Source organism: Deinococcus frigens DSM 12807 (assembly GCF_000701425.1).
In the GTDB taxonomy this organism is placed as follows: domain Bacteria; phylum Deinococcota; class Deinococci; order Deinococcales; family Deinococcaceae; genus Deinococcus; species Deinococcus frigens.
This window is the reverse complement of sequence record NZ_JNIW01000049.1, coordinates 20,492-27,294: the sequence shown is the minus strand read 5'-3', so window position 1 is coordinate 27,294 and position 6,803 is coordinate 20,492. Positions and strand designations below refer to the sequence as shown.

Genomic DNA, 6,803 nt, shown 5'->3' with positions numbered 1-6,803 from the left:
CTCAAGGAGAAACTGGTCGGTGCCTGGCAGCGCGTCAGATACATCCAGTTGCCGCGCCGCTTGATGGACTCTAATTTATGCCGCGATCAATAGATCACTCAGAAATTTGTTCACACGCTCTTAAATCCTTCAAACGGTTCCTTGCACGCGTCGCACACATACAGCCGCTTGCACAGCGTCGGGCCGAAGCTGCCGGTCATTCGCACGTCAAAGCTGGCGCAGCGGGGGCAACGGGTGGCGTCGGCCTGGAGCTGAATCAGGCCGTCCTCGGCGGGGGCAGGCGGGGCGATGCCGTACTGGCGCAGGCGTTCGCGGGCGTCTTCCTTGATCCAGTCGGTGGTCCACGGGGGCGTCAGGGTGCTCTTGACTTCCACGGCGGACGCGCCCAGCTCGCGCACCGCCTGACCGATACTGTCGCGGATGACGTGCAGGGCCGGGCAGCCGCTGAAGGTGGGCGTGAAGGTGACCGTGACCGCGCCGTCCTCGCCGATCTGCACGTCCCGGACCATGCCCATGTCGGTGACCGACACCACCGGGATTTCGGGGTCTGGCACGGTAGCAAGCGCGGCCCAGATGGCCTGCGGGGTCAGTTCGGCGTGAATTGCAGTCATAGAAGCTCCTTACTGATGCTCGGCACTGAGACCCAGCCCAGATCGATTACCAGACCAGAACATCGGGATGTTCGCGCGCCACCCGTTGCATTTCAAGCAGCAGCGGCGCGAGGTCTTCCGTATGGGTGTCACGTCCGGGCTGCTCGGCCCCGGCGGGTGGGAGGACCAGGCCGCACTGTACGGTCAGATGCGGAACGATCAAGCCTTCCCAGCGGGTTTTGACGGCGTTCAAGTCGGGCAGCAGGCCAGCGTCTACCAACTCAGTCTCGCCCGCGACCGGCTGGAACAACTGGCCGACGTAGGGCCACAGCGCGTTCAGAGCGTCCTGCGTGCGCTTCATGCTTTCGGGCGTTCCCAGCGCCAGCCGCTCCACCCACAAGGCGGTGTGCTGGAGGTGGAACCGTTCCTCGCGGAAAGCCTTGCTGGCGACCTCGGCCAGCGGCCCGTAGGTACTTTTGCGGGCGGCGTCCAGCCACAGCGCCTCGTAGGCGTCGTAGAGGTACTGGCGCAGCATGGTAAAGGCCCAGTCACCTTTCGGCAATTCCACAAAGCGGGCGCTGGTGTACTCATCGGCGCTGCGGGTGAAGGCCAGCGTGTCAGCATCTGTGCCGTCCAGCGCGCGGCGCAGTTCCAGATACAGCCCGGCGTGGCCCAGCTCGTCCTGCGCGATGTTGGCCAGGGCAATGTCCTCTTCCAGGATCGGGGCCTGACCGGTCCACTCGCCGCCGCGCTGCGCCAGAATGATCTCATCGTCGGCTAGGGCGGTCAATTTGCGGATCAGGGCGGCCTGCTGAACCTCAGAAAGGCTGGTAGTGGGCGCGGTCACGGCTTCACCTCAACCTCGGCGGCGCGCTGCCGCAGCATTTCGCTGGTCTGATCGTGCGGATGGTCATAGACCTTGTGACCCGCCACATGCGGCTCCTGGGTGGTCCGGCGGGGCATGCGGCCCTCGCGTTTCAGTTCGCCGACATGCTTGCCGATCACGCCGTAATACTGCTGCTGCTTGTAGGTCTTGTCCCTGGCCGGGGCAAACCAGCTTTCCACCGTCTCGGCGTCGTCGTCGGTCCGGGCAATGGCCACGTCAGCAAAGACCACCCACGTCAGGGCGTCAGGATGCTGCGCCTGCGCCTGCCGGAGCGCGTCGCCGGGGCCGCCCGCCTTCACCGTTGCTATCAAATCCACAAAGGTCATGCTGCGCTTGTGGGACTTCTTGACGCCTATGTGGTAGGCCCCAGCCTCGCCAGGTGTGTCCAGCACGTCGGGGTGAGACACCACTTCTTCCGGCGTGGCGCTCAGGATGTGGTCCTCACGCACGGCCCACAGGCTGACGGCGGCGGGACGGCGCACGAACACGTTGCGGGCGGTCAGCAAAGCGTGATCGGGATCGCCCGCGTGGACGCTGCCCACCGCCTGATACGGGCGCTTCTCGCTGTCCTGCTTGAATACTTCCCAGCGCGGCCACTGGGTATCGGACTGGGGATCGGGTTGGGGCTGGGTCATGAATGTCCTTCGGAGTTGGTACCCCTCCTTAAGGGGGAAATCAGGTTGTTGCCCCCGCTCCTTTTCAGGAGGAGCGGACCGTAAAGCAGACTGAGGTTTGTCCCTAGTCCGCCGCCACTGCGCGCTGACGGTTGGTGTATGCCTGTAACGCCTCACGCACCCAGGCCCCGTCGTCGTGGGCGGCCTGACGGGTGGCGAGGCGCTCCTGCCCCAGCCCACGCTCGCCCTTGATGACGGCCCAGAACTCATCCCAGTTGATCGGGCCGTGCTTCCAGTTGCCGATCTCGTCCTGATGCAAGTCGGGATCAGGAATAGTCAGACCAGCCTCCAACAACTCCGGGGCGTGCTCGTTGATGAACTCCTGGCGCACCTCGTCGTTGGTCTTGAGCTTCACGCCCCACTTGCTCATGATGCCGGTATTTGGGCTGTCGGCGTCGTGCGGCCCCAGCATCATTAAAGCGGGCCACCACCAGCGGTTCAGGGCGTCCTGGGCCATCTCGCGCTGGGCGGCGCTGCCCTGGGCGTACAGGACGATCATTTCCTTGCCCTGCTTGTGATGGAAAGTTTCCTCGGAGCAGATGCGGACCATCGCGCGGCTGTAGGGACCGTAACTTGCGCCCGCCAGCATGGTCTGGTTCTTGATGGCCGCGCCGTCTACCAGCCAGCCGATCATGCCCACGTCAGCCCAGGTCATCGTGGGATAGTTGAAAATGCTGCTGTACTTGGCGCGGCGGGTCAGCAGCGCGTCGATCATGTCCTCGCGCGTCGCGCCCAGGGTCTCGGCAGCGTGGTAGAGGTACTGCCCGTGCCCGGCCTCGTCCTGCACCTTGGCCATCAGGATGGTCTTGCGCTTCAGCGTGGGCGCGCTGGCGATCCACTCGCCCTCGGGGAGCATGCCCACCACTTCGCTGTGCGCGTGCTGCGAGATCATGCGGATCAACTGACGGCGGTACTCGGCGGGCATCCAATCGCCCGCCTCGATCTTCTCACCGCGCTCGATGCGGGCCTCAAAAGCGGCGTGCTGCTCGGCGGTTTCATCGGGGGCAATATGGCTCTTTGCTGGGTTCACGGGCTGGGTCATAGGAAGAACCTCCTGAGATCCCCCCAGTCTACCTAACGAACGTTAGGTTGGTGGTGAGGTCTATAAATGCTGGACGCCCAGGCCGTGTCACAGCAGGGCTGAAATATCATGGAAAGCTTGTCCCAGACGACCAATTGAGACTCTGGGACTGGGTGCGGACCCAGATCCCATCTTTACCTTCAAGATTCACGCGTCGCCAGTTTGCGCATGGCGGCCAGCAATTCGCCCGCCGCCTGCTGGTCTGGAGCTGCCGCGAACGCCCGCGAGAGCAGCGTCAACCCCTGCTCCGCCTGGGCGTGGGCGTAATCCTGGGCGTAGGTCACGCTGCCGCTGTCCAGCAGCCAGCCGTGAATGTCGGCAACCGTCTGGGCGTCCTTGTCGGGGCGGTCCAGGCCCATCTGTTTCAGGAATGCCTGCCGCTGGGGGCTGGGGGCGGTTCGGAGCCAGTGCAAGACGATCAGGGTGCGCTTGCCCTCCAGCAGGTCGCCGCCGATTTCCTTGCCGTATTTGGCGGCGTCCCCGGCCAGATTCAACACGTCGTCGCGGATCTGGAAGGCCGCGCCCAGCGCCAGCCCGGCAGCCGTGAACTGTTCGGAAGGCTGCGCCCCCGCCGCCAGTGCGCCGAGCCGCAGCGGAATGACCACCGTGTAGTAGGCGGTCTTCTGGCGCACCATTTCCAGGTAATCCTCTTCCACCAGGTCCCAGCGGCGGCCCTCCACCCAGCACAAATCGAGGTGCTGCCCCTGCGCGGTGTGATGGATCATGTTCAGGAATTCGTCCATGCTGCCCGGCACCCCGGCGCGCTGGACGGCGGCCCACATATAGGCGTGCAGGGCGTCACCCGCATTGATCGCCAGCGGAACGCCGTGCAGGCGGTGCAGGGCGGGTTTGCCCCGGCGTTCCTCGGAATCGTCCTCGATGTCGTCGTGGATCAGCACCCAGTTCTGGAACAGTTCCAGCGCGGCGGCCAGCCACAGGGTCGCCTCCCACTGCGGCGTACCAGCGGCGACGCCATGTGCGCGGGCGCTGGCCAGCAGCAATTCGCTGCGGATGCCCTTGCCGCCGCGCCGGGGATAATCGCGCAGCATGTCGTAATACACTTGATATTCGGGACGCGCGCCGCGCTCGGGCAGCAGCGACAGCACGCGGGACAGCAGATCGGGACGCATTGAGAGGCAGTCTAGCGGCCCTGGCGAGAAACGGAACCGTACTGCACCAAACAGACAGCGCGCCCACTTAGAGAGCAACATTACATTATGAAGCTCTCTCGCAAAACTGTCGCCCTGATCCTGCTCGCGGGGACCGCCGCCTTGGGACTGGCCGCCTGTGCCCCCACCGCCACCACCGCGCCCGTGCCCAGCGCCAGAGCCACCACCGATCTGCGCCCTGCCGTGGGCGGTGAGCGGCGCTTCTTCGAGCTGCCCGGCTTTGGACAGGTGGCCTACTACGCCGACACGCGCGGCGAGGGCCGCCCCCTGGTCCTGACCCCCAGCGTGAACGCCGCCGCCAGCGCCTACGAGATGAAGCCCCTGTGGGACGCCTACGTCGGCACCCGCCCGGTCTACGCGCTGGAATGGCCCGGCTTCGGCAGCAGCGCCCGCCCGGATACCCGGTACACCGAGGAGTTGATGACCCGCTCGCTGAACGCCCTGGTGACGCTGATCGGCGCGGATGTGGACGTGGTGGGCCTCAGCCTGGGCAGCGAATTCGCCGCCCGCGCTGCCCTGGGTGACCCGCGCATCCGCAGTCTGGCGCTGCTCAGCCCCAGCGGTCTGGGCCAGCCGCGCGGCGGCACACAGGAGGCAGGCGCGGAGGACGGCGGCCAGAAACTGTACAACCGCCTGAACTCGGTCAGCACACCGCTGTATTCCACCCTGCGGACGCGCCCCGTCATCGAATACTTTCTGAGGCGCTCGTTCCGGGGGCCAGTGGATCAGGGGCTGGTGGACTATGCGGTGGACACCACCCGCCAGCCGGGCGCAAAGTACGCCCCGGTGTATTTCATCAGCGGGCAACTGTTCACGGGCGACGCTTACGGGGACCTGTACAGCAAACTGACCATTCCCGTGATCGTCCTGTACGACCAGGACGGCTTCGTGAGCTTTGACCGCCTGCAACTGTTCACGCAGCAAGACGGCGTGAGGGCCGTACGGATCGGGGGAACCGATGGGCTGCCTCACTTTGAGAAGATGCCGGAAGTGAAAGCGGCGCTGGACGCGTTCTGGGTGGGGCAGAGATAGCTTTGAAGCCCCCCCATCCAGCCCTCTCCCCCACGGAGGGGGCTTTTCCTTTTGCACCTCTGCCACGGAAAAGGGCGGTGGGCAATCAGCGGGTCAGCGGTTGTCCGCCCCGCGCTAATTCCTGAAAATCACTTCCTCCCGCCCGAATGAACGGAGTGCCAGCAATGACAGCAGCGCCGCCCCGATCAGGTTGGCGAGGATGGCGAGGAGAATCTGGGACGGTTGGGCCGCGCCCTTGACGATGTTCAGGATCGAGACCATCGAGCCGAACAGCGGCGCGGCATAAACGGCAGTGCTCAGGGTCAGAAAGTCGGCGAATTGCAGCATCACGGCGGGCAGCACGATTACCAGCGTCAGCGGCGCGATATACGTCTGCGCCTCCTTGAAGCTGCGGGCGTAAATGCCAATGGCAATCAGCAGGGCGCTGATGATCAACGCGGCGCTGGCGGCCAGCCCCAGCAGCGCCAGCGTGCCGCCGAGGGTCAGGCTGAGTTGGCCGCCCATCGCCCCGGTGATGTCCGCCCCCAGACCGCTTCTGGTTTTCAGGAAGATGGCCGCCACAAGACCGCTGATCAAAAAGCCCGCCACGCTGAAGCACGCGCTGGTCAGAGCGGTGATGGTGGTGGCCAGCAGCTTGCCACTCACGACTTCGGCGCGGCGCACCGGCGAGACCAGCAGACTTTCCAGGGTGCCGCGCTCCTTTTCCCCGGCAGTGGCGTCGATGGCGGTGGCCATGCCGCCCGACAGGATGAACTGGAGCATTAAAAACGGGATTAAAAAGGCCAGTTGTCCGCTGCGCTGCTCCTGCGGGGGGCTGGCGTCGATGGACTTGACGGTCACGGGCGTCAGGGTGTCCGCGCCCAGGCCCAGGCCCTTCAGGCGGTCCAGCGTCAGCGTACGGTTGTAGCGGTCCACCACGTCCTGCACCTTGCCGTAGGCCCCGGCCTGGGCGCGCAGGCTGCTGGTCTTGGCATAGACCTCCAGCTCGGCACTGCCCTGCCCGGCGCGGGTGGGCAGCGGGGCCGGGGCCTGAATGGCGGCCTCTACATCGCCGGACTGCACGGCTTTTCCGGGGTCCGTCACGGGAACCAGGGTCACGCCCGCCCGCACGGTCTGGCCGCCCTGCTGCTCGTCCTGTTCCAGCGCGGTTCGCAGCGCCAGGGGCAGGGTTCCCACCACGCCCACCTTCTGCCGCTCCTGCTGCTGGCCGCCGATAAAGCTGCCCAGCAATAGCGGCAAGCCCAGCGACAGCGCCGGAATCAGGATCAGCGGCATTAAAATGGTGGCGGCCAGGGTGCGGCGGTCCCGCAGGGTGGACAGCAGATCGCGGGCCGCGATACGCCAGACCATCCTCGGGCGAATGCTCCTAGA

Annotated in this window: 7 protein-coding genes; 1 reads left to right on the top strand and 6 read right to left on the bottom strand. The window is 65.5% G+C overall.

The features are described 5' to 3' along the window. Positions 1–110 precede the first annotated feature (110 nt). From paaD to Q322_RS0114890, 5 genes are all read right to left on the bottom strand, one after another. A complete protein-coding gene (gene paaD / locus Q322_RS0114910) occupies positions 111–611 on the bottom strand; it encodes a 1,2-phenylacetyl-CoA epoxidase subunit PaaD (RefSeq protein ID WP_029478705.1) in 501 nt (166 codons plus the stop codon). A gap of 46 nt (positions 612–657) precedes the next feature. Next, entirely contained in the window at positions 658–1,437 is a 780-nt protein-coding gene (gene paaC, locus Q322_RS0114905) for a 1,2-phenylacetyl-CoA epoxidase subunit PaaC (protein ID WP_029478704.1), read from the bottom strand. Then, positions 1,434–2,111 (bottom strand): phenylacetic acid degradation protein, encoded by a 678-nt coding sequence (locus Q322_RS0114900; protein ID WP_029478703.1) that lies wholly within the window; start codon positions 2,109–2,111, stop codon positions 1,434–1,436. The genes paaC and Q322_RS0114900 overlap by 4 nt, the downstream gene beginning before the upstream one ends. 103 nt (positions 2,112–2,214) lie before the next feature. Beyond that, complete coding sequence (paaA, locus tag Q322_RS0114895) at positions 2,215–3,192, bottom strand: 1,2-phenylacetyl-CoA epoxidase subunit PaaA (protein ID WP_029478702.1); 978 nt, start codon at positions 3,190–3,192, stop codon at positions 2,215–2,217. Between the two features lie 179 nt (positions 3,193–3,371). After that, positions 3,372–4,361, bottom strand: a complete 990-nt coding sequence (locus Q322_RS0114890) for a polyprenyl synthetase family protein (RefSeq protein ID WP_029478701.1) — start codon at positions 4,359–4,361, stop codon at positions 3,372–3,374. A gap of 87 nt (positions 4,362–4,448) precedes the next feature. Here Q322_RS0114890 and Q322_RS0114885 point away from each other — a divergent pair, with 87 nt between their 5' ends. Then, the gene (locus tag Q322_RS0114885) at positions 4,449–5,432 is read left to right on the top strand and encodes an alpha/beta fold hydrolase (protein WP_034418720.1); all 984 of its coding nucleotides are present in this window, start codon (positions 4,449–4,451) and stop codon (positions 5,430–5,432) included. Positions 5,433–5,546: 114 nt separating this feature from the next. Here Q322_RS0114885 and Q322_RS0114880 read toward each other — a convergent pair whose 3' ends face one another. Beyond that, positions 5,547–6,782 carry an ABC transporter permease gene (locus tag Q322_RS0114880; protein WP_029478699.1) on the bottom strand — a complete coding sequence of 412 codons (1,236 nt, stop codon included), beginning with the start codon at positions 6,780–6,782 and terminating at the stop codon, positions 5,547–5,549. Positions 6,783–6,803: the final 21 nt, after the last annotated feature.